The 18922-nt window shown below is 73.3% G+C and carries 17 protein-coding genes; 5 read left to right on the top strand and 12 right to left on the bottom strand.

Annotated elements, in window-relative coordinates; translation table 11 throughout:
• Positions 1 to 75 precede the first annotated feature (75 nt).
• The 3 genes from ASE15_RS19805 to ASE15_RS19795 are packed head-to-tail and all read right to left on the bottom strand — an operon-like array spanning position 76 to position 5020.
• Positions 76 to 2907, bottom strand: a complete 2832-nt coding sequence (locus ASE15_RS19805) for a multicopper oxidase domain-containing protein (protein ID WP_235534596.1) — start codon at positions 2905 to 2907, stop codon at positions 76 to 78.
• Positions 2904 to 4031 (bottom strand): hypothetical protein, encoded by a 1128-nt coding sequence (locus ASE15_RS19800; protein ID WP_082618631.1) that lies wholly within the window; start codon positions 4029 to 4031, stop codon positions 2904 to 2906. The genes ASE15_RS19805 and ASE15_RS19800 overlap by 4 nt, the downstream gene beginning before the upstream one ends.
• Complete coding sequence (locus tag ASE15_RS19795; protein ID WP_082618630.1) at positions 4031 to 5020, bottom strand: metalloregulator ArsR/SmtB family transcription factor; 990 nt, start codon at positions 5018 to 5020, stop codon at positions 4031 to 4033. The genes ASE15_RS19800 and ASE15_RS19795 overlap by 1 nt, the downstream gene beginning before the upstream one ends.
• A 67-nt stretch (positions 5021 to 5087) precedes the next feature.
• On the opposite strand from ASE15_RS19795, the gene ASE15_RS21900 reads away from it, so the two are divergent.
• From ASE15_RS21900 to ASE15_RS19780, 3 genes are all read left to right on the top strand, one after another.
• Positions 5088 to 5972, top strand: coding sequence for a DUF2249 domain-containing protein (locus ASE15_RS21900; protein WP_056765428.1), 885 nt, complete (start codon positions 5088 to 5090; stop codon positions 5970 to 5972).
• A gap of 188 nt (positions 5973 to 6160) precedes the next feature.
• Positions 6161 to 6430: a DUF2510 domain-containing protein gene (locus ASE15_RS21105; protein WP_056654509.1), complete on the top strand. Its 270-nt coding sequence runs from the start codon at positions 6161 to 6163 to the stop codon at positions 6428 to 6430.
• Between the two features lie 357 nt (positions 6431 to 6787).
• Positions 6788 to 7615, top strand: a complete 828-nt coding sequence (locus tag ASE15_RS19780) for an alpha/beta fold hydrolase (RefSeq protein ID WP_056654507.1) — start codon at positions 6788 to 6790, stop codon at positions 7613 to 7615.
• Positions 7616 to 7631: 16 nt separating this feature from the next.
• Here the strand turns inward: ASE15_RS19780 and ASE15_RS19775 are convergent, their stop codons facing one another.
• Together ASE15_RS19775 and ASE15_RS19770 are read right to left on the bottom strand one after the other, a co-directional pair.
• A complete protein-coding gene (locus ASE15_RS19775; RefSeq protein WP_235534594.1) occupies positions 7632 to 8309 on the bottom strand; it encodes a triacylglycerol lipase in 678 nt (225 codons plus the stop codon).
• A gap of 104 nt (positions 8310 to 8413) precedes the next feature.
• Positions 8414 to 8803: a YccF domain-containing protein gene (locus ASE15_RS19770; protein WP_056765422.1), complete on the bottom strand. Its 390-nt coding sequence runs from the start codon at positions 8801 to 8803 to the stop codon at positions 8414 to 8416.
• Between the two features lie 177 nt (positions 8804 to 8980).
• Here ASE15_RS19770 and ASE15_RS19765 point away from each other — a divergent pair, with 177 nt between their 5' ends.
• Positions 8981 to 9751 (top strand): YggS family pyridoxal phosphate-dependent enzyme, encoded by a 771-nt coding sequence (locus tag ASE15_RS19765; protein WP_082618628.1) that lies wholly within the window; start codon positions 8981 to 8983, stop codon positions 9749 to 9751.
• Between the two features lie 194 nt (positions 9752 to 9945).
• Positions 9946 to 10317 carry a hypothetical protein gene (locus ASE15_RS19760; RefSeq protein ID WP_056654500.1) on the top strand — a complete coding sequence of 124 codons (372 nt, stop codon included), beginning with the start codon at positions 9946 to 9948 and terminating at the stop codon, positions 10315 to 10317.
• Positions 10318 to 10418: 101 nt separating this feature from the next.
• On the opposite strand, the gene ASE15_RS19755 is transcribed toward ASE15_RS19760, so the two are convergent.
• From ASE15_RS19755 to ASE15_RS19725, 7 genes are all read right to left on the bottom strand, one after another.
• The gene (locus tag ASE15_RS19755; protein ID WP_082618627.1) at positions 10419 to 11393 is read right to left on the bottom strand and encodes an N-acetylmuramic acid 6-phosphate etherase; all 975 of its coding nucleotides are present in this window, start codon (positions 11391 to 11393) and stop codon (positions 10419 to 10421) included.
• A complete protein-coding gene (locus tag ASE15_RS19750) occupies positions 11390 to 12706 on the bottom strand; it encodes an anhydro-N-acetylmuramic acid kinase (protein ID WP_056654498.1) in 1317 nt (438 codons plus the stop codon). Before ASE15_RS19750 ends, ASE15_RS19755 begins: the two co-directional genes overlap by 4 nt.
• On the bottom strand, positions 12703 to 14268 hold the full coding sequence (locus ASE15_RS19745; RefSeq protein ID WP_056765416.1) for a glycoside hydrolase family 3 N-terminal domain-containing protein: 1566 nt from the start codon (positions 14266 to 14268) through the stop codon (positions 12703 to 12705). The genes ASE15_RS19750 and ASE15_RS19745 overlap by 4 nt, the downstream gene beginning before the upstream one ends.
• Entirely contained in the window at positions 14265 to 15101 is an 837-nt protein-coding gene (locus ASE15_RS19740) for a carbohydrate ABC transporter permease (RefSeq protein ID WP_369800654.1), read from the bottom strand. The genes ASE15_RS19745 and ASE15_RS19740 overlap by 4 nt, the downstream gene beginning before the upstream one ends.
• 86 nt (positions 15102 to 15187) lie before the next feature.
• Positions 15188 to 16195, bottom strand: a complete 1008-nt coding sequence (locus ASE15_RS19735) for a carbohydrate ABC transporter permease (RefSeq protein ID WP_056654494.1) — start codon at positions 16193 to 16195, stop codon at positions 15188 to 15190.
• Between the two features lie 7 nt (positions 16196 to 16202).
• Positions 16203 to 17510 (bottom strand): sugar ABC transporter substrate-binding protein, encoded by a 1308-nt coding sequence (locus ASE15_RS19730; protein ID WP_056654492.1) that lies wholly within the window; start codon positions 17508 to 17510, stop codon positions 16203 to 16205.
• Between the two features lie 350 nt (positions 17511 to 17860).
• Positions 17861 to 18910, bottom strand: coding sequence for a biotin/lipoate A/B protein ligase family protein (locus ASE15_RS19725; RefSeq protein ID WP_056765522.1), 1050 nt, complete (start codon positions 18908 to 18910; stop codon positions 17861 to 17863).
• Positions 18911 to 18922: the final 12 nt, after the last annotated feature.

The following is an 18922-nucleotide window of genomic DNA, read 5'->3' as shown; positions in this document are numbered from 1 at the left end:
TGCATGCTGCCTCCGGCGGGTGATCGGTACGGGCGGACCGATGACACCCTACGTCCCGCTCACCACCCCGGCCGTCTACCCCGTGACCGCGAAGAACCCGTGCGCCCCGCGCTCGGCGTCGATCATGGCGTGGGTCACGAACGGGTAGCGCCCCGCCTCGGGGAACGCGAGCTCGACGAAGCCGCCCTGGGCGACCGCGAGCCCCAGCACCTGCGACCCGCCCGCCTCGGCGTTGCCGGGACGCAGCCGGTAGGCGCCCTCGCTGAACACCGTGTCGAACTGGCCGCCCACGACATGGAACGCCGTCCCCCGGTTGGGGCCCGCCGCGAGCACCCACACGCGCACGCGCTCGCCCACCCGGGCCGGGAGCGGCGCCGCGTCGTACTGGTTGGCGTAGCCGTTGAAGGCCACGACGTCGGGATCGCCCGTCGCGAGCCGGTCCATGTCGACCTCGCCACCCTGCTGTCCGAGGTAGTACTCGGACTGGACGAGCAGGTACTCGCGGTCGACCGCGGGCAGGTCCGGCGGGTCGATCACGACCGCGCCGAACATGCCGTTCGCGATGTGCGCGGACATGGGCATGGTCGAGCAGTGGTACATCCACACCCCGGACATGGTCGCGGTGAACGTGTAGGTGAGCTCCTCGCCCGGCGCGATCGTGCGCATGGGCCGGTCGGGGGCGAGCGCCCCGGCGTGGAAGTCGATCGAGTGCCCGATCGTGCCGTCGTTGACCAGCGCGATCTCGAAGCGGTCGCCGACCTTGCCGCGCAGCGTCGGACCGGGGGCCGTGCCGCCGAACGTCCACAGCGTCTGCGTCACCCCGGGCGCGACCTCGGTCACGAGCTCGGAGACGGCGAGCCGCACGCGGTGCACGGTCTCGGCGCTCGCGGGCGCGAGCTCGGCCGGACGCGCCACGAAGTCGTCGCCCGGGGCCGCCATGAAGTCCAGGTCCGTCGCGGCGCTCGGGGCGCCCGACGCGTCGCCCGAGCCCACCGGGCCGTGGTCCATGCCCGCCATGCCGTCGTGCTCGGCCTCGCTGTCGCTGCCGGCGCCGGCGCCGGCGCCGGCTCCGGCAGGGTCGGCACCGCCGTCGGCCAGGCTCGTCCCGCCCACAGAACCGCCCACCGGCTCGATCGTCAGCACCATGCCCATCTGCCGGTGGCCCACGATGCTGCACCACCCGTCGACCGTGCGGCCCACGACCCCCACCTCGAACGTCTCGGTCGCCCCCGGGGCGAGCCGCCCGCTCGTCGCGCCCGTGTCGAGCACGAGGTCGTGGACCGTGGAGTCGGTGTTGGTCACGACGAGCACCAGGGTGTCCCCGGCGGGCACCTCGATCGTCGCGGGGTAGAAGCGCATGTCGCGGGCCTCGACCTCGACGGTCGTCGTGCGCCCCGTGGGCACGACGACACCCGACGCACCGGCCTCGGTCGGCGAGGCTCCCGTCCCGGTGCCGAGCGCGGCCGGGTCCAGGGCCACGCCGCCCGCTGCAACCAGGAGCAGGACGCTCAGCGCGGCCACGGCCAGCCCCTTGCGACGCGGTCCGGTCACGGCCTCCACGGGAGGCCCCTGGCGGGCGTCGACGGACCGCGCGCGCAGGTCCTGCCCCAGGGCGTGGGCCGCCGCGACGTCCTCGGCGGTCGGTGGCACGAACGGCGTGCGCCGGGCCCGGCGGTGGACGCGCAGGGCCCCGACGAGCAGCGGGAGGAAGGCCACGAGCGCGCCGAGCGCGGTCAGCGACGCGAGCACGTGCACCAGGCTCGGCGCGGGCAGGACGAAGAGCGCGAGCGCTCCGTCGAACAGCACGACCCGCAGCACGGCCCCGCGTTCGAGCACGGCCGTGGTCGAGCGCACCGCCGCGGGACCGCCGCCCAGGACCACGGGCACCAGGTAGGTCAGCGCCCCGAGCAGGACCTGGGCCGCGAAGCCCGCGACGAGCGGCACGGTCACGATCCCGACCCGTGCGGCCGCTGTCTCCCACGTCCCGCTCAGCGCCAGGACGCCGACCAGCGTCGCGAGCGACCCCACCAGCCAGGCCAGCGCGCAGGCCGCCGACCACGTCGCGAAGGTCGCGGGCGGACGCCGTCGGGCCGCCGTGACCATGGGCCGCACCGAGACAACGATGCCCGCGAGGTACGTCGCCAACCCCACGGCCGCGACGGGCGGCGAGGCCGCCAGGACCGCGGCCACCCCGCCCGCCAGGCCAACCAGCATGAGGGCGAGCGTCGTGCGCGCGGCGCGGGGAGCGTCGTCGGCCATCTTCGTCCGCAGCATGGTCGGCCACAGCGTCATGAGCGTGCCCATGACCGTGAGGCCCACGAAGCCCAGCAGGTTGAAGCCCGCGTGCGCGAGCACGACCCGCGTGCGCCACCCCTCGTCGAGGCCGCGCGCGAGCGTCGCACCGAGCCCCGCCCCGAACGGCAGGAGCCAGGCCGCCGCGACGTAGAAGCCCACGCAGATCGCGAAGCGGGCCGCGAGCGCCCGCCGTGACTGGAGCCACAGGGCCGTGCCGTGGGCCGCGACCGCGACGCCCACGCCGACGGCCCCCACGAGCGTCACGACCCACGTCGCCGTGACCATGCCCGCGACCGTCGCGGCGACCGCGCCGTTGAGCAGCACCAGGCGCGCGACCTGCCAGCGCCGCGAGGCGGGCGTGATCCGGCGGCGCAGGAGCGCGTCGGTGAAGTGCTGGCTCCACACGCAGATCGCGTTGGTCACCGCGCCGAGCAGCAGCAGGTGCACGAGCAGCCAGGGCGACGCGGAGATCCACCGGTGGCCCACGGCGACGACCACGGTCGCCAGGAGCCAGGCGACCACGGGGGCGTTGGCGCGCAGGTGCCAGGCGGAGCGGTCGGTCAGGGGCCTCAGGGGCGCGGGAGGCGCAGCCGGGGACAGGTCGAGCTTCACGGAGCGGTCTCCTCGAGCAGGGAAGGCGTAGGCCCGACGGCGTCGCGCGGCCGCGTCCCGGGGGCGGGCGCGAAGCGCGCGCGGATCCCGACCCCGAGCATGAGCACCACGAACGCGAGCAGCGCGGCGACGTTGAGGATGCCGCCGACCTGGTGGGCCACGGGCAGGTCCCGGGCGTCGCCCAGCCCCAGGCGGACCAGCAGGCCCAGGTGCAGGAGCGACGCCGGGCCGTACATCAGGGGCGTGTACGGCAGCCGCACGCGCAGCACCGCGGGCAGGATCACGGGCGCGTGGGCCATGATCATCGAGATCGTGAAGCCCAGGAAGACCGCGTGGATCACGGCGTCGTACCCGGGCCCCGTGACCTGGCGCCCCGCGAGGAGCCAGATCGCCCCGGCGACCGCGAGCCACGCGTACGCCGCGAGCAGGCACGCCGCCATGTAGCGCGCGAGCCCCGTCGAGCGGACGGTGCGCCGGGCGACGTCGTGCACCGCGAGCCAGCCGCACAGCACCAGGACGGCCGCACCCAGCAGGACGTAGCCGGCAGCGGGCCACAGCAGGGTCGCCACGCACCCCACCGCGAGCGCCCAGCAGACCCACAGGATCAGGCCCGCGCCCCGGCCGAGGAACGCGATCCGGGCGAGCTCGAGCCGCTCGCCCGCGATCGTGGTCACCACGAAGCACGCGAGCCACGGCAGCACGTCGGCGACGCCCACGCCGCCGAGCCACAGGAGCGCCCCGCCCGTCGCGAGCAGCGCGCCGACGAGCTGCACGAGGACCGCGTCGTCGTGCTGGCGCCGCCACAGCGGGACGTAGACCAGGCACAGCGCGCCGCAGCCCGCGACGAGGAGCATCTGGCCCACTGCGAGCGGGGCCGGGCTGAGCAGAGCCAGCGCGCCTGCCCCCAGCAGCCCCGGGGCCGCGAAGCCCCACCGCGTGCGCAGCGCGACGGCGCGCTCGAGAGCGATCACCGTGCCGACGAAGCCCAGGACGAGCAGCACGCCGTGGATCTGGGGCAGGCGCTCGGTCGTGAGCGGGGCCGGCAGGCCGAGCAGCAGGAGCGCCGCGTCGAGCCCCGCGAGGAGCGCGAGGCCGGCCGGCAGCACGAAGACGACGCGGCGCATCAGCGGTGCGAGCTGTCGGCGTGGCCGGGGGTGCTGGTGGCCTCGGCCTCCGGCACGGGCCGGTCCAGGGTCCCTTCCGGGGGTCCGTCCGCGGGGCGCAGGTGCAGGCGGCACGCGCCCGGCTCGGCGAAGGGCAGCAGGGACGTCCCCTCGCGAGGGGCCCCCAGCCGCTCGAGCGCTCCCTGCGCCAGGCCGAGGTGCACCGCGCACACGACCTCGGGGTTGCGGTACGCGGCCTCGAGCAAGGGGCAGCGGGTCAGCGCGACCGAGGCCGCGTCGTCGTCGGGCCGAGGGGCGAACCCCAGGCGATCCAGCAGGTCGACGACCTCGTGGCGCGCGGCGCTCGCGGCGTCATCAGCACCTCGGCCGGGTCTCCCCTTCTCGGGGGCCCCTGGACCGTCGCCCGCGCTGCCCGGGTGCCCGACGTCGTCGGGTCCCCCGCTGGACTCACTGCGCGCGTCCGGCGCGCTCTTCCCGCGCCCTGTGCCACCCACGCTCGCAGGGTGCGAGGCGCCGTCGGGAACCGTGCCCGGACCCGAGACGTCTCCGACGAGCTCCGCGCCCCAGGCGCGGCCCGCGGCGAGCGCGTCGCCCACGGGGTCGGCGCTCGACCGGGCGATCTGGGCCGCGAGCGCCGAGGCCAGGCCCGCGTACTCGGCGGCTCCTGCGGTCGTCGGCGACTCGGTGACCGCGGCGTAGAGCCGGGCCGGGCGGCCGCGGCCGTGCGCCGGGGCGCTCTCGCTCGTCGCGAGCCCCGCCTCGACGAGGCCCTCGAGGTGCTCGCGCACGGTGTTGGTGTGCTGGTCGAGCGCGGTCGCGACCGAGCTGACCGAGCAGGGCTCGGGCTGGGACGCGAGGACGTCGAGGACCGCGAGCCGGGCCTTCGAGAGCCGCGCGGGGCGGACCGCGCGCCGCACGAGCGGCGGGCCGTACCCGGGGCGCGGGGGCGCGGGGTGCTCTGCCCGTCCAGCAGGCTGCGTATTTTCCACGGAATAAAGTGTACTAATGTTTGGCGCGTTGGAGAACCACTCCCACCGCTCCCGGAGGTCTCACGTCATGAGCAGCATCGTCCTGGCCACGTCGGCCGAAGACTCACGCGCCGTCGAGGCCGTCGTCGCCCACCACACCGAGATGAACGGGACCCTCGGGCTGCTCGTCGAGGCGCTGGTCCAGGCCGTCGAGTCCGGCACCGCCACGACCGGCGCCCACCGCCGCCTCGTGGACTGGACGCGGACCGACCTGCTGCCGCACGCGCTCGCCGAGGAAGCCGCGATGTACCCCCACGCGCACCGCGACGAGCACGCCCGGCTCCTGGTCGACGCGATGATCGCCGAGCACGGGGTGATCGGCGAGCTGGTCGACGCCCTCGACCGCGCGACCACCCCCGTCCGCGCCGCAGCCCACGCCCGCGCGCTCCAGGTGCTCTTCGAGACCCACATGACCAAGGAGAACGAGCAGATCCTGCCGCTGCTCGCCCTGTCCTCCGACGTCTCGCTCGCCGGCGTCCTCGACGGGATGCACGAGCTGCTCGGCGGGCACTCCCACGGGGAGGCCGGGGAGGCTGCGGCGGGTGGCGAGCCGGGCGGCGCCTGCGGCTGCGGCGGCGGTGCCGGGGGCTGCGGTGGCGCCTCGGAGGGGGTGGCCGCGGCGGCCATGGATGATGCCCCCGCCGAACCCGCAGGCCACTCGTGCGGCTGCGGCGGGCACGACGACGCCGGCAACCTCCCGGTGCTCGACGCCCGCGCGGTGCCGCACGCGATCCGGCACGCGACCATCTTCGGGGCGCTCGAGGGCGTCGCGCCCGGCGCCGGCATGGTGCTCCTCGCCCCGCACGACCCGCTGCCGCTCCTGGCGCAGGTCGACGCACGGTGGCCGGGCACGTTCGCGGTCGACTACCTCGAGCGCGGGCCCGAGACCTGGGCGCTGGCGTTCACACGCTGACCTCAGCTTGGTTGTCAGAAGCGCACCGGGGTATGCCCAGGCGTGCTTCTGACAGCTTGGCTGGTCGTGTCGACCCGGTAGCCTCGGCACGGGAAGAGGCAGCCGCGCCGGGAGCGTCCGGCCCTCTCACCACGGTCGACGCCACGCACCCACGCGCGGATGACGGCACCGCAGCCGAGGAGGACATCGTGACCCACCAGCCTGGCTGGTACCGCGACCCGTACGCCCCGCAGCGGGTGCGCTGGTTCGACGGGCAGCAGTGGACTCAGCACTCGCAGCCTGTCCAGGCCTCGCCGTCTCCACCTTCCCGGAAGCTGAGCACGGGTTCGATCGTGCTGATCGTGGTGGGCGTGATCCTGCTCCTGTGCGCGATCGCCGTGATCGTCGCCGGTTTCGCCTTCGTGGCGTACATGATCCAGGGGGTCGTCTGCGGAGAGAGCCCGCACTACTGCACGTGACCGGGAGGTCGTCGTCGACGCCCCGAAGAGCGAGATGGATCCGGCTCCCCTCTCGCACCGACCGCGATCAAGACGAGCAGCGATCGAGCTGCGGCCAAGGGGGGTTCACGGTGGCGTGACGGCCCCCGTTGGCCGCATCTCGAAGTAGCCTGGTGGGGCGAACCGAGCTTCTTCACGGCTCGCTGACCGCGAGGCTCGACGGGACCCGACAGGGGCCCTGTCTCGCCGAGCACGAGGTTGTGGTCGTTCCGGGCACCGAGACGACCGCAACCTCGTACTCGGCGACCGACCGGGCAGTGCCTGGCAACCGACCCGCACCGGTGGCCCCCGCAGGGCCGCAGTGCCACGATCGGTCTCATGGTCGCGAATGGCGAGGGATGGACCGAGGGAACCGTCGACGTCGAGGGGCACCCCGTGTTCTACCGGCGCAGCGCCGACGTCCCTGACGCCCTGCCGATCGTCCACGTGCACGGCTTCGCGATCTCCGGCTCATACCTCATGCCCACGGCCCGGGTGCTCGCCGCGCGGGCCACGAACGTCGTCCCCGACCTGCCGGGATACGGCAAGAGCGAACGGTGGGACTACACGCTCGGGATCCCTGCCCTCGCGCACGCGCTCGTCAAGATCCTCGATGCCCTCGGGCTCGAGAAGGTGGTCCTGGTCGGCAACTCGATGGGCTGCCCCATCAGCCTCGAGGTCGCCCACAGCGCTCCGGACCGGGTCGAGCGCATCGTGCTCGTGTCCCCTGCCGGGGGTGTGCACAACCAGGGCCTCGGGCGGGCCATCCGGCAGCTCGCAGCCGACGGTCCGCGCGAGAGCCGGCAGATGGCGCGCGTGGCGGTCCCGGACTACGTGAAGTTCGGGCCGATCAACACGTTCCACCTGTTCAGCGAGCTGACCCGGTTCCCCTCGCTCGAGCGCATCATCACCTCGTCCGTGCCCACGCTCGCGGTCATCGGCAGCAGGGACCCGCTCATGCCGCCGCCTGCGCGCGTGCGGGAGGTGGGACGCCTCGCGGGCGACAACACCACGGTCGCCCTCATCGAGGGGGCCGCGCACGCGATCAACTTCAGCCACCCCGGTGAGCTCGCGCACGTGATCGGGTCCTGGTTGGACGGCGTCGAGATCGTCGACGACCCGGACTCCCCCGGCCTGACCCGCGTCCTGCAGCTCCCCCGCGACTGACCGCCCGCGGAAAGCCCTACGCCCCGACGATCCGTTCGAGCAGCAGCGCGTGCAGCCGGGGGTCGGCGAGCGGGCGGAAGTGGCCGGCGGTGTCGAGCACGACGTCCTGCGCGCCGTCGAGGAAGCTGCCCGCGGGGATGTGCGGGTCCCACCGGCTGTGCACCGAGGTGATGCGCTCGTTCACGGCCCGCTCGGCGGACAGCGCCACGATCGTCGCGTCGTTCGGGATGAACGCGCGGACCGCGGGCGCGACGAACCAGCGCGCGTAGGCCGAGCCGGCGAAGGGCGTGTTGATCGCGATCATCGACGCGATCCGGTCGTCGGGGTCGTCGCGCACCATCGCGAGCTTGCCGATGAGCCCGCCCTTGCTGTGCGCGACGACGACCACGTCCCGCAGGTCGTGCTCGCGGACGTAGCGGCCGAGGACGGCGGCCCCGGCGGCGACGGGCCGGCGGTTGTCGCCGAGCTCGGGGAGCACGTGGACGGCCACGCCGTGCTCGTGCAGCAGGGTGGCGAGCGGCAGGAGGAAGTGCCACGACTCGTACACGCCTGGGACGAGCACGACGGGCGGACCGACCGGCTGTGCCGGGGCGCGCAGGTCGTCGGGGTCCACCCGGGACGTGATGCCCGCGGCCTGCCAACGGAGCACGCTGGCGTAGTCGAGCACGCGCCACCAGGTGCGTCGCAGGCTCAAGCTCGGACGCACCCCCTCGACTCCGCTCCCACCCCGCACGGCTCTCCCGTCGTCGTCACGTCAGGTCACCGTCGACGTCGGCGGCCCCACCCGATCCTGACGCCTCAGGCGCCGAAGCGCGCGTTCGTCGGCACGACCTGCTTGCCCAGAGGCAGGAGCGAGACGGGGATCATCTTGAGGTTGGCGATGCCCATGGGGATGCCGATGATCGAGACGAACAGCGGGATCGAGGTGATCACGTGCCCGATCGCGAGCCAGATCCCGGCGAAGATCACCCAGATCACGTTGCCGATCGTGGAGAACGCGCCGGCCGTCGGCTTGTCGACCACCGTCCGCCCGAACGGCCACAGCGCGTAGCCGGCGATGCGGAAGCTCGCGATCCCGAACGGGATGGTGATGATGAGGATGCAGCAGATGATGCCGGCCAGGACGTAGCCGAGCGCGAGCCAGAGGCCCGCGAAGATCAGCCAGATGACGTTGAGGATCGCGTTCATGCCCCGATTCTCCCCCAGCCCGGCCACGTGGTCGGGCCGGCCGCGCCACACGACGGGCGCAGCCCCGCGACGGCCCGGCCCACGGCACGCCGCGACCGGTCCGCCCGGGGCGCGCGACGCCGTCGGGCAGGGCTCTCCCCGGCCCGGCGCGCGCCCGCCGAAAACTAGACTGCTCGCGTGTCCTCCCACCGCTCCGCCCCCGGCGACTCCCCTCTCGGCACGACCCCGACCATCGCCGACCGCTACGCCGCGGTCCGCGCGCGCATCGACGCCGCAGCCCTGGCCGCGGGCCGGACCCCGGAAGAAGTGCAGCTCCTCGTCGCGACCAAGACGCAGGACGCCGCGGCGGTCCGCGCGGTCGTCGCCGCGGGCGCGACGCTGATCGGCGAGAACCGCGTCCAGGAGCTCGTCGCCAAGGCCCCCGACCTCGCCGACCTGGTCGCGGACGGCTCCGTCCGGGTCCACATGATCGGGCACCTGCAGCGCAACAAGGTCAACCAGGTCCTGGCCACGGCCACGGGTGTCGAGTCGGTCGACTCGCTCGCGCTCGCCGAGGCGCTCGCGAGCCGCTGCGCGCGCGAGGGCCGCACGCTCGACGTCATGGTCCAGGTCAACGTGTCGGGCGAGGAGTCCAAGGCGGGGGTGGGGCCCGACGACGCCGCGCACCTCTCCCGTCAGGTCGCCACCCTGGAGGGTCTTCGCCTCACGGGGTTCATGACGATCGGGGCGAACTCCCCCGACACCGCGCTGGTGCGCGCCGGGTTCGAGCGGCTGCGCGAGATCCGTGACGAGGTGCTCGCGAGCGGCGCCCCGGGGACGGGAGAGGCGCGCGAGCTGTCGATGGGCATGAGCGGCGACCTCGAGGCGGCGATCGCCGAGGGCGCGACGATCGTGCGCGTGGGGACCGCGGTGTTCGGGGCACGGGCCGTCACCGCGCCCGTCGGTTGACGGGCCTGCAAGCCCGGCCCGCCGGCGAGGCCGACCGGCCCGTACCCCCGGCCGTCCGTCCGTCAGGACTGCCGTCGATCCCGTCGACGGACGGGGCTGTTCACCACGACCGGTTGCCGCCATACTCGTCGTCGTCCTCGGACGCGCCCGCCCTGCCTGTGGGTCGGGCGCTCGGCCACGACGAACGGAAGACCATGGCCTCCACGCTCGACCTCCACACCTCCGCCCACCCGGACGCGGCGCGCGACATCGCCCACGCGACCCTCACCGAGGCGGGCGTCCGGCTCACCCCGACGGGCACGCACAGCGCCGACGGCGAGCGGGGCACCCGCTGGGTCACCCTGCTGTTCGGTGCGTTCGCGGGCAAGGCCAGCCAGCACCTGAAGATCCAGGTCAGCACGTTCGCGCTCGGCGACTCGGGCTCGATCGTGCGGGTCTCGCTCGTGAGCACGGGCATCGCGGCCGGTGCGATCGGCGCGGCACGGGCCCAGACGATCATCACCGAGCTCCAGGCGCAGGTCGCCGCGGCGCTGCCCGCTGCGGTCCCTGCGGCCGAGCCCCGGTAGGGACGACGGATCCCGGCGGTCGAGGTCGACCGCCGGGATCGGCGCGCACAGCAGTCAGGCGCTCGGGCTCGTCCGGCGCACGCCCCGGGCGGCCTCGGTCCTCAGGCCCCCAGCAGCTCGAGCGCGCGGCGCACGCCGGGCGCCCCGGCCCCGCGCAGGGCCTCGCGCGCCTCGTCGACCCCGACGCCGGCAAGCAGCATGACGAGCGCGACGTGGATCTCGCCGCCGGCCCGGTGCAGGGTCTGCTCGCACTCGTCGGTCTCGAGCCCCGTGGCCTGGACGAGCATGCGCACGATCCGGGCGCGGAGCTTCTGGTTGGTCGGGCGCACGTCGATCATGAGGTTCGAGTAGGTCTTGCCGAGCCGGATCATGGTCGCGGTCGAGAACGTGTTGAGCACGAGCTTCTGCGCCGTGGCGGCCTTCATGCGGGTCGAGCCCGTGACGACCTCGGGGCCCGTGTCGAGCAGGATCGCGACGTCGACGCGCGACGCGAGGCGCGCCTGCGGGTTGGCGCTCACGAGCACGGTCGCGGCGCCGCGCTCGCGAGCGACGTCGAACGCGCCGCCCACGTAGGGCGTGCGGCCGCTCGCCGCGAGGCCCACGACCAGGTCGCCGGAGCGCACCTCGTCGGCGTCGGCGCGACCGAGCTCGACGTCGTCCTCGGCCCCCTCGACCGCGAGCATCATGGCGCCCGCGCCCCCGGCGAGGTGCGCCTCGAACCACTCCTCGCCCACGCCGTAGGTGGGCAGCAGCTCGACCGCGTCGAGCACGCCAAGGCGGCCCGAGGTGCCGGACCCGAAGTAGTGGACCTTGCCACCGCCGCGCAGCGCGGCCACGGCCAGGTCGACGGCCGCGGTGATGCGGTCGGCCTCGGCACGCACGGCGTCCGCGACGCCCGCGTCCTCGTCGGTGATGCGCCGCACGACCTCGGCCGTGGGGAGCAGGTCGATGTCCGTGGTGCGCGGGTTGCGCTCCTCGGTCGGCGACGCGAGCCGGAGCACCTCCTGCCAGTCCTCGGCGGCGGAGGCGTGCCCGGCCGAGAGGTCCCCCTGGGTGGCGGGGCGGGTGTCGGTCATCGGTGCGTTCCCTTCGGCATCGGGGCGAGCCCGAACGGGGTGTTGGCCAGCACGAGCCGGCGGATGGGCCCGGTGAACGCGGGCCAGATCAAGGGGGTGGGCGGGGTGAGCGAGCCGAGCACGGTCGCGCGGCGCGCCCCGGTCGAGCGTCGACGCTGCTCGCCCTTGGCGGTCCCGGCGACCCCGTGGGCCGACAGGAAGCCGAGGAGCGCGAACAGGTACGCCTCCTTGGCGTCGATCGGCATGCCGAGCTGGTCGGCCGTGAGGAGCTCGCACCCCTCGGGCAGGTAGGCGCGCAGCCGTGCGAGGAGGGTCGGGTTGTGCGCCCCGCCGCCCGAGACGACGACGCGACGCACCTCGCGCTGCGGGTCAGCCTCGCCGAGGGCCGGGTCGCGCGGGGCGCCGTGCCCGGCAGCAGCCTGCGCGACCGAGAGCAGGCCCTCCGCGATGGTCACGGCGGTGAGCTCGGTGAGCGTCGCGACGAGGTCGGCCCCCGTGAGGTCGGGGCGGACCGCGGCGAGCTTGCGCGGCACGTAGGTCGCGTCGAACAGCTCGCGACCGGTCGACTTGGGCGCCTTGGCCGCGAAGTACGGGTCGTCGAGCAGCGCGCGCAGCGCGGCCTGGTCCACTGTCCCGGTCGCACCCAGGGCACCGTCCCGGTCGTACGGCTCTCCCGTGAGCTGGCGCATCGTGAGGTCGATGAGGCAGTTGCCGGGCCCGGTGTCCCACCCGGTCACGGGTGCCTCGACCTCGCCGACGAGCGTGACGTTCGCGATCCCGCCGATGTTGAGCGCCGCGCTGAGCCCGGCCGGCGCGCCGTCCGGGGACTGCGGGTCGCGCCCGAGCCAGAGCGCGTCGAGCACGCTCACGAGCGGCGCGCCCTGCCCGCCCGCGGCGATGTCCGCGACCCGGAAGTCGCTGATGACGGGGCGGCGGGTGCGCTCGGCGATCCAGGCGGCGTTGCCGAGCTGGAGGCTGCCGTGCGCACGGGCGCCCACGACCCAGTGGTAGAGCGTCTGCCCGTGCGACGCGACGAGGTCGACGTCCCCGCCCGCGACGTCGTCGATGGCCTGGCGCCCGGCGCGGCCGAACTCCTGCCCGATGAGCGTGTCGAGCTGCGTGACCTCGCCCATGTCGACGGGGGCCGGCGGCAGCGCCTTGAGGATGCGTTCGCGCAGCGCGGCGGGCCACTCGTACTCGGTGTGCCCCAGCGGGCGCATGCGCAGGACCCCGTCGGGGCCCAGGTGGAAGTCGGCGGCGGCCGCGTCGATCGCGTCGACCGACGTTCCGGAGGACAGGCCGAGGACGATCATCGGGGCACCTCCGCGGTGGTGGTGGTCAGCTGCCCGACGGCGGCGCGCGCGTTGGCACGCCCGGTGCCGCACGCGACGACCACGGTGGTCTCGTCCCCGAACCAGGCGGGGACGGCGTCGGGGAACCCGGTGTGCACCGCGACGAGCCCGGGGCGCGCGGCACGCAGGGCGTCGAGCATGGCGGCCTCGCGGCTGCCGGGGACGGGTTCGCGCGTGATCACGACGAGGGGACGGACGGGGTCGCCGGCGGGCCGGGCCGTCGAGACCGCGGCGAGAGTCGCCTCCCACCCGGCCGGGTCGGAGAAGACGTGGACCTCGGTGCCGGGGAACGTCGCACGGAGCGCGCTCTGGACGTGCTGGGCGGTGCGCCCGGCCGCGTGGTCGAACCGCTGGCGCAGGTCGATCACGTCGGGCGCGGGCCCGGAGGGGTCGAGGCGTGCGAGAGGTCCGTGCGTCCGCACGGCCCGCTCGGCGGCCTCCTGCCCGACGGCGGCGAGCGCCTCGAGCGCGGCGGTCGCCTCGGTCGGGCCGCACGTCGCGCCCGTGGACGCCTGGAGCTCGCGCACCCGGCGCACCGTGCGCGCCGTGCGGGCCGCGGACTCGAGCAGGCGCTCGACCGTGACCCGGCCCTGCTCGACGGCCGCGAGGAGCGCGCTCTGCGCCTGGCGGAACAGCTCCTCGTCGTCGCGGCCTACCGTCGTGCCGAGGCACAGCAGGTCGGCGCCTCCCTCGATCGCCTGGACGGCGACCTCGCCGATCCCGTCGGCTCCCTTGACGGCCCCCATGTCGAGGGCGTCGGTGATGATGGGCCCCTCGAAGCCCAGCTCGCGCGCCACGAGGGCGGCCGCGGGCTCGAGCGAGACGGGCCGCGGGCCGATCGCCGGGACCAGCAGGTGCGCGGTCATGATCGAGTCGATCGCGACGTCGGGCTCGAAGGCCCGGACGAACGGTGGCAGGTCGCGCTCGCGGATCGTCTCGAGCGGGTCGTCGACCACGGGCAGCGACAGGTGGGAGTCCACGTCGGTCGCGCCGTGACCCGGGAAGTGCTTGCCGCACCCCCCGACCCCGGCGCGGTGCAGGCCCTGCACGAACGCGGCCCCGTGCCGGGACACCAGGTCGGGCGTCGCACCGAACGCGCGCACGCCGACCACGGGGTTCTCGGTCCGGGAGTTGACGTCGAGCACGGGCGCGAGGTCCAGGTCCACGCCGGTCGCCGCGAGCAGGCGGCCGAGCGCGAGCCCGACCCGCTCGGTGAGGTCCACGTCGTCGATCACGCCGAGGGCCGCGGCCCCCGGGATGCTCGACCCCGTGGCGGCCTCGAGCCGGCTGACGTCCCCGCCCTCCTCGTCGATCGCGATCAGCAGGTCGGGCGCGGCCTCGTGGAGGCTCGCCGAGAGCCTGGCCGTCGTGGCGACGTCGGGCGTGTTGTACGCGAAGTAGATGACGCCCGCGAGACCTTCCTCGCAGGCCGAGAGGAGCCAGGCCGGGGCGTCCGTCCCCGTGAAACCGGGGAGCAGGACGCCGTTGACGGCGCGCAGCGCGTCGTGGTGCACGGTGGTCATCCCTTCACCGACCCAGCGGTCAGGCCGGAGGACAGGTTGCGCTGCACGAGGACGAAGAAGACGATCACGGGCAGCGTGATGAGGGTCGAGGCGGCCATGACCGCGCCCCAGTCGGTCGTGTTCTCGCCGAAGAACTTCTGCAGGCCGATCGGCACGGTGTACTTGGCCGACTGCTGCAGGAAGGTCAGGGCGAAGATGAACTCGTTCCAGGCGGTGATGAACGAGAAGACGCTCGTGGCGACGACGCCCGGAGCGACGAGCGGCAGCAGGATCTTCCAGAACATGCGACCCCACGAGGCGCCGTCGAGGTACGCGGCCTCCTCGAGCTCGACCGGGACGGCCGCGACGAACCCGCGCAGCATCCAGATCGCGAACGACAGCGAGAAGGCGATGTAGACGATCGTCAGACCCAGGAGCGAGTTGAGCATGCCGAGGGTGCGCATCTGGAGGAACAGCGGGATGACGAGGGCCTCGAGGGGCACCATCTGCACCATGAGGACGAGCACGAGGATCGACTTGCGGAAGCGGAACGTGAAGCGGCTCACGGCCACCGCGGCGAGCAGCGCGAGCACCGAGGAGAACACGACGGCGCCGATCGCCACGACGATCGAGTTGCGGAGGTACTGGCCGAACCCGCCGTCGTCGATCACGGTCACGAAGTTGTCCCACGTGACGCCCGCGGGCAGGATCCGTGCCCCGCGGGTCGCGGCCTCGGGGTCGATCGCCGAGGAGAACATCCAGTAGGCCGGGAACAGCGCGAAGACGAGCAGCGCGACGATGCCCACGACCTTGCCCGCGGTGGGCAGGGGGCGCTTGCGCGCCTTGGTCCGCAGGACCTGCGGGGCACGCTCGTCGGCCGTTCCACCCGCCGTGCGGTCTCCAGCGCGCGGGGTGCTGGACGGGGTACCGGTCAGGGCGCTCACAGCTCCTCCTCCTTGAACAGGGTGCGCATATACACGACGGTGATCCCGAGCAGGATCAGGGTGAGCAGCACGGCGATCGCCGAGCCCATCCCGTACTTGCCCTGCGCGAAGGACTGGATGTACGACCACACGCCGAGGTTGAAGACCTCCTTGTTGCCGCCGTTGCCGCCCGGCATCAGGTAGATCTGCGTGAAGACCTTGAAGTCCCAGATGGTCGACAGGATCGTGACGACCGCGAAGACGGGGCGCAGGATGGGCGCGGTGATGGCCCAGAACCGGCGCCAGGGAGTGGCACCGTCCATCATCGCGGCCTCGTGCAGCTCCTTGGGGATCGTCAGCAGGCCCGCGAGGACCGTGATCGCGACGAACGGGAAGCCGTGGTGCACCACGTTGAGCGTCGCGATCGCGTAGAAGCTCAGGCGCTCGGTGAACCAGTTGGTGGTCGCCGGGTCGATCAGCCCGACCGAGTCGAGCACCGAGGAGACCAGACCGTTGAGCGGGTCGAAGATCCAGATCCACACGTAGGTGCCGGTGATCGCGGGCACGGCCCAGGCGACCATGATCGCGGTCGAGCAGATCGTGCGCCAGAACGTCCCGAGGTTGTTGAGGAACAGCGCGACGGCCGTGCCCAGGACGACCGTCAGCACGACGCACGCGACCGCGAAACCGATCGTGTTGGGCAGGACGACGGTCCACAGGAACGAGTCGCCGAAGATCGCGGCGTAGTTGTCGAACCCGATGTAGTTCGACTCTCCCGAGGCGATCTGACGCAGGCCGTAGTCCTGCAGCGAGATCATCACGACGCGGACCAGGGGCCACAGGAGCAGGATGCCGAGGACGGCGAGCGCGGGGGCCAGGAGCAGCCAGGGGCGCAGCGGGGACTTGTGGCCGAGCAGGCCGTGCATGCCGGAACGGCGGCGCGGGGTGGACGAGGGGGCCGGGGCCGGGGCCCGGCGCGTCAGCTGGTCGGCCGACGCGCCGGGAACCGAGTGCAGATCTGCCATGGGTTCGTCAGGACCCGAAGGTCTCGTTCATGTCGGCGGCCGCGGTGTCGGCGGCCTCCTGCACCGTGGCGCTGCCCGAGAGGATCGACTGCAGCATGGTCTCGAGCGTCTTCTTGCCCTGGATCTGGCCGTAGAGCGGCGTCACCGGGACCGAGGCGCCGGCCTCGACCATCTGCTGGGCGAACGGCGCGACGAGCGGGTCGTTCTCCTCGATGACCTTCTCGAGGAGCGAGGTCTGACCCGGGAAGTAGCCGGACTGGTTGCCCCACTCCTCGGCGAACTTGCCCGTGGTCATCATCTCGACGAACTCCCACGCGAGGTCCTGCTTCTCGCTGGCCGCGAAGACGCCCAGGTGCGACCCGCCGAGGAACGAGTCCGACAGCCCGTCGGTCTCGCCCGGGATCGGGAACGCGCCGATCTTGTCGGCCATGTCCGGGACGTCCGTGAGGATCTTGCCGGGGGTCCAGCTGCCGGAGATCATCATGCCGACGTTGCCCTGCTCGAAGTTGGAGAGGAGGTCGGTCTCCTTCCACGTCGTGGCCGCCGCGGTGGACAGACCCGCCTCGGTCGCGAGACCGGTGTAGAACTCGAGGCCCTTCACGGAGTCCGCGGAGTTGATCTCGGACTTCCAGGTGTCACCGTCCTTGACGGCCAGGTCACCGCCTGCACCCCAGATGAAGGGCATGGCGCCGTACTGGCTGTCGCCCGCGATGGGGAAGGGGATGAGGCCGGGGTTCGCGGCCTTGAGCGTCTCGGCCGCGGTCTGCAGCTCGGCCCAGGTCGTCGGAACCTCGATACCGGCCGCCTCGAAGAGGTCCTTGCGGTAGATGACCGAGCGCACGCCCGCGTACCAGGGCATGCCGTACTGGGCGCCGTCGAGCGTGCCCGACTCGACGAGCCCGGGGACCAGGTCCTCCTCGAGGCCCGCGTCCTTGATCTTGTCCGAGAGGTCGGACAGTGCGCCGACGTCGGCGAACTCCCCGGTCCACGTGGTGCCGAGCTCGGCGACGTCCGGCGTGGTGTTGCCCGCGATGGAGGTCGTGAACTTGTCGTGGGCGCTGGCCCACGGCTGGAACTCGATCTGGAGGTCCGCGCCCGTCTCTTCCTTGAAGGCGGTGGTGACCTCGTCGAAGAAGGCGTCCCCGTCGGGGTTGGTGCCCTCCATGATCCAGACCGTGAGGGTCTCGCCGGAGTGGTCGGCGGCGGCTGCGTCCCCCGTGCTCTCGCCGCTGCTGCTGTCCCCGCCGCCACACGCGGTGAGGCCGAGCGCCAGGAGGAGTGTGCCCGTGACGGCCACCGTGCTGCGTCGCTGCATGCCGTGACTTCCTTTCTGGTCGGCTGCCGCGTCGCGGCCAGCCGTTCGTCCCTGCGGACCTGATCGTTCGCGGGGCACCGGATCCTCGGGCCCCTTCGACTCTGAAACAAACTTACATCAGGTTGGGTGTTCGTGAAGATTACCGCCACAACCGGGCAGAGGGAAGCCGGTCGCGAAGTTGTGACACGTTCTTAACCTGGACGTCGCACGGGGGCGCGCAAGGGCGCACGGCGCCCCGGTAGCCACGCGGGCGCGCAGTGCACGGGCTCGCGCTGCAGCGCACACGCGACAGCCAGGACAGGCGGGAGCCGCCGGGCCGCCCGGCACGCCGCCGCCCAGCCCCTACCGCGTCACGGCACGCGCGCGGTCCACTCCGGGGTCCCGAACTTGGTGCGCACGAGCTCCTCGGCCTGCGCCCGCTCGTCGGGCGTGACGCCACCCTCGACCGTGCGGTACCGCGAGCGGAAGTGGGCCTTGAACGCCTCGATGACGTCCTCGCGCGCCATGCCGGTCTGCGACCGCAGGGGGTCGACGCGCTTGTTGGCACTCTTGGTGCCCTTGTCGCTCATCTTCTCGCGGCCGATGCGCAGGACCTCGAGCATCTTGTCGGCGTCGATGTCGTAGGCCATGGTCACGTGGTGCAGCACCGCTCCCCCGCGCAGCCGCTTCTGCGCGGCCCCCGCGATCTTCCCGGCCGGCGACGCGATGTCGTTGAGCGGCTTGTAGGTCGCCTCGACACCGACGTCGGCGAGCGCCCCCAGCACCCAGTCGTCGAGGAACGCGTAGGACCGCTCGAAGCTCAGCCCCTCGACGAGCGAGGCGGGGACGGTGAGCGAGTAGGTGATGGTGTTGCCCGGCTCGACGAACATGGCCCCGCCGCCCGAGATGCGCCGGACCACGGTGATGCCGTGCTTGTCGGCCCCTGCGGGGTCGACCTCGTTCCGGAGCGACTGGAACGAGCCGATGATGACGGCCGGCGCGCCCCATTCCCAGATGCGCAGCGTGGGGCCGCGCCGCCCTGCGTCGAGCTCCTCGGTCAGCACCTGGTCGAGCGCGAGGTGCATCGCGGGCTGCTCGGGGCCCTCGTGGATGATCTCGAAGACGTGGTCGTCCCAGCCGGTCGCGTGACCGAGCGCGCGGCGCACCGCGATCGCCACTGCCTCGGGAGAGAACCCGACCATGGTGATGTCGTCGGTCAGGACGGACTCGACGGCTCGGGTCAGGTCGGCGACGGTCGAGGTCTCGGGCAGCCCCGTCAGGGCCGCGTTGATGTCCTCGAGGGCGTCGTCGGGCTCGAGGAAGAAGTCGCCGCTCAGCGCGACGCGTGACAGCCTCCCGTCGTCCGTCTCGACGTCGACCGCCACGAGCTTGCCACCGGGAACCTTGTACTCGCCTCTCATGGTGACCACGGT

The organism is Oerskovia sp. Root22 (genome assembly GCF_001429135.1).
Taxonomy (GTDB): domain Bacteria; phylum Actinomycetota; class Actinomycetes; order Actinomycetales; family Cellulomonadaceae; genus Oerskovia; species Oerskovia enterophila.
The sequence above is the reverse complement of the archived record's forward strand: the minus strand, read 5'-3'. Positions and strand labels throughout refer to the sequence as shown.

Bases quoted from the DNA above. Each gene is read 5' to 3' on its own strand.
- ASE15_RS19800 (WP_082618631.1), bottom strand. From the start codon at position 4,031: ATGCGCCGCGTCGTCTTCGTGCTGCCGGCCGGCCTCGCGCTCCTCGCG.
- ASE15_RS19735 (WP_056654494.1), bottom strand. From the start codon at position 16,195: ATGGCAGATCTGCACTCGGTTCCCGGCGCGTCGGCCGACCAGCTGACG.
- ASE15_RS21900 (WP_056765428.1), top strand. From the start codon at position 5,088: ATGAGCAGCATCGTCCTGGCCACGTCGGCCGAAGACTCACGCGCCGTC.
- ASE15_RS19750 (WP_056654498.1), bottom strand. From the start codon at position 12,706: ATGATCGTCCTCGGCCTGTCCTCCGGAACGTCGGTCGACGCGATCGAC.
- ASE15_RS19725 (WP_056765522.1), bottom strand. From the start codon at position 18,910: ATGAGAGGCGAGTACAAGGTTCCCGGTGGCAAGCTCGTGGCGGTCGAC.
- ASE15_RS19755 (WP_082618627.1), bottom strand. From the start codon at position 11,393: ATGACCGACACCCGCCCCGCCACCCAGGGGGACCTCTCGGCCGGGCAC.
- ASE15_RS19745 (WP_056765416.1), bottom strand. From the start codon at position 14,268: ATGACCACCGTGCACCACGACGCGCTGCGCGCCGTCAACGGCGTCCTG.
- ASE15_RS19730 (WP_056654492.1), bottom strand. From the start codon at position 17,510: ATGCAGCGACGCAGCACGGTGGCCGTCACGGGCACACTCCTCCTGGCG.
- ASE15_RS19760 (WP_056654500.1), top strand. From the start codon at position 9,946: ATGGCCTCCACGCTCGACCTCCACACCTCCGCCCACCCGGACGCGGCG.
- ASE15_RS19780 (WP_056654507.1), top strand. From the start codon at position 6,788: ATGGTCGCGAATGGCGAGGGATGGACCGAGGGAACCGTCGACGTCGAG.
- ASE15_RS19770 (WP_056765422.1), bottom strand. From the start codon at position 8,803: ATGAACGCGATCCTCAACGTCATCTGGCTGATCTTCGCGGGCCTCTGG.